The sequence below is a fragment of the Rickettsiales bacterium genome, from assembly GCA_033762595.1.
Classification (GTDB): domain Bacteria; phylum Pseudomonadota; class Alphaproteobacteria; order Rickettsiales; family UBA8987; genus JANPLD01.
Genome location: JANRLM010000119.1, coordinates 1 through 2715 on the forward strand (window position 1 = coordinate 1; position 2715 = coordinate 2715).

A 2715-nucleotide genomic window follows, 5' to 3' on the forward strand; every position below is an offset into this window, starting at 1 on the left:
TGGAAGTTCTAAAGCAATATGAAAAAATAATGAAAATAATGCTCCCGACTTTAGGTGAAGAAAGGCAACAAACTTACAGCCCATTTTTGCCACTTTGCCCTGAAACTGGCAAGGTTTTACAAGCGAAAGTTATCAGCACTAATCTCACAAATGGCACTATCACTTATATAAATGAAGCGGGAAAAGAAGTTGAAACCAAAGTTACTGGTGGCGCTTGCAAACTACAATGGAAGCCAGATTGGGGTATGCGTTGGGCAGCACTTGGCGTTGATTATGAAATGCACGGCAAAGATTTAACGCCTTCTGTTGCGGTTTCTTCGCAAATTTGTAAAGCAATTGGAAAAGAAGCTCCTATTACTTTTGTTTATGAAATGTTTTTAGATGAAAAAGGCGAGAAAATTTCTAAATCAAAAGGCAATGGAATTTCACTCGAAGAATGGCTTGAATATGGCACAGAAGAAAGTCTTGCCCTCTTTATGTTTAATAACCCGCAAAAGGCAAAAAAATTGCATTTTGATGTTATTCCACAGCAGATTGATGACTTCTTAAAATTCGCAGATAGCTTGGATAATCCAGAGCAACAAAATAAAATTTTTGAAAACCCTGCTTGGCATATTTCAGCTGGAAAAAACACTAATTATAATGTCCCGATAAGTTTTGCACTTCTGCTAAATTTAAGTGCGGCTTGTAATACGGAAGATAAAAATATTTTATGGTCTTTCATTACCAGATACGCCCCTAATGCTAGCAGAGAAAAATCGCCATATCTTGATAAAATGGCGGAGCTTGCAATAAAATATTATAATCGTTTTATCGTTCCAAGCAAAGAGTATCACAAGCCAAATGAGGCTGAAAAGAAGGCAATTCTTGACTTAAAATCTCTGCTTGAAAAAACCCCAGACGAAACCTCAGGTGATGATATTCAAACTCAAGTTTTTGAAATAGGAAAACAAAATGGTTATGAAGCAAATCTTAGAGATTGGTTCAGTTTGCTTTACAGAGTTTTACTTGGGCAGGCACAAGGCCCTAGAGCTGGCTCTTTCATTAAACTTTTCGGCATCAAAGAAACTATAAATTTGATTAATGAAAAAATTTCTTAAAATATTTTTTCTTATCGCAATAATTTTTCAGCAATTTAATTGTGTTGAGGTTAGCTATGCCAGAAGAGAGGCAATTCAAGGTATTAGCAAGGAAGATTTACAGAAAATGACGATTGATCAAAATATTCAGTTTCTTGAAAAAACAGATTCTTATTTTGAAGTGGCCGTTAGAAAGCTCGCAGAAATTGGTGAAAATTCAGTTGATCCCTTGCTTGAACACCTTCGAGATAATAGAGATAATAAGCAGATTGTAACTGCTACTATATATACACTTGGCAGAATCGGGCCAAAATCCGCTAGGGCAATTCCAACTATAAATAATTTTGTTAGAAGTGATGAAATTGATATTAGAAATGCAGCAATTTCCGCACTTGGCAGAATTGGCAGAAAATCTGAGAGATCTATTCCTTTAATAAAAGATGCTTTAACTGATGAGAATGAATTTACTAGAACTCTAGCTTACAGGGCATTAATTGGTATAGGAACGCCGCAGGCTAAATCAATTGCTAAAGAATATCAAAAAAGGCTAGAAATTGCTAATAAAATAAAAGCAAAACAAGGTAAAAGTGATTAGTATTTCTTTTAATTCATATTCTTTTTAGAAACCGCTTCATCAAGCAGGAATTTTAGCTTTTTGAGAATATCTTTTACATCTTCAAATATATCAAAAATTTTGGATTTTAGGCCGAGATTTTCTTTGCCCCAATCTTTTATTATATCCTCAGAAATATTCCAGAAATTTGCCTTATCATTAAGCATTCTGCCAATTCCCTCCGCCATCACCATAGTTTTTTGAAGCAAAAATAATCTAGGATCAGTATTCATCTTGAAATCTTCCGCCATTTTGAGCAGATTCTCCAAAAGTTTTGCGATGGAAATTTGATTTTGCGGGTGATTCAAAATCGGCTCATTTATAAATCTACAGGCTTGTGCGAATAAATCTCTATCTTGATCAAGTGGCACAAAGCCATAATCAAAATGCAAATCTGCAACTTTTTTATAATCACGATTTAAGAATCCAATCAGCAATTCCGCTAGGAAAACCCTAGTTTTTTTATCAAGTCTGCCCATAATTCCAAAATCAAAAATGCAGATTTTTCCTTCATCATCAACCAGCACATTTCCGGGGTGCATATCAGCGTGAAAAAAACCATCACGTAACACTTGATTTACAAAGATTAGCGAGGATTTTTTCAAAATATCATTAACATCAATTCCCTTATTTTTGAGCGTTTCAATATCATCAATGCGAGAGCCAAAAAATCTCTCAATAGTTAAAATTTCTTTGGCGGAATAATCCCAATAAACCTTAGGAATTCTAATGTTTTCATCATTCTTAAAATTTTCTGCAAGCTCGGCGGCGGCTGATGCCTCATATAAAAAATCCATTTCAATAAGAGAATTTTTACGAAAAATTTCCATTATCTCTAAAAACTTTATTCGTTTTGCAACCTTTGAAAATCTTGCAAAAAACCTTGCAATAAAAATTACTAATTCAATATCGCCAATAAATTTTTCTTTTATATTTGGGCGAAGAATTTTCACCGCAACATCTTCATCATTAAAAGTTTTTGCGAAATGCACTTGGGCAATTGAAGCCGCTGCAACTGGCTTT

3 protein-coding genes are annotated in these 2715 nt (G+C 34.3%); 2 read left to right on the forward strand and 1 reads right to left on the reverse strand.

All coding sequences use genetic code 11. The features are described from left to right. Nucleotides 1-1100 (forward strand): lysine--tRNA ligase (locus tag SFT90_08280; GenBank protein MDX1950470.1); only part of this gene is annotated, 1100 nt, incomplete at its 5' end. Beyond that, the gene (locus SFT90_08285; protein ID MDX1950471.1) at nucleotides 1084-1674 is read left to right on the forward strand and encodes a HEAT repeat domain-containing protein; all 591 of its coding nucleotides are present in this window, start codon (nucleotides 1084-1086) and stop codon (nucleotides 1672-1674) included. The genes SFT90_08280 and SFT90_08285, both read left to right, overlap by 17 nt. Before the next feature lie 8 nt (nucleotides 1675-1682). Here SFT90_08285 and SFT90_08290 read toward each other — a convergent pair. Beyond that, on the reverse strand, nucleotides 1683-2715 hold a 1033-nt coding region (locus tag SFT90_08290; protein MDX1950472.1), incomplete at its 5' end, for an AarF/UbiB family protein.

Bases quoted from the DNA above. Each gene is read 5' to 3' on its own strand.
- SFT90_08285 (MDX1950471.1), top strand. From the start codon at position 1,084: ATGAAAAAATTTCTTAAAATATTTTTTCTTATCGCAATAATTTTTCAG.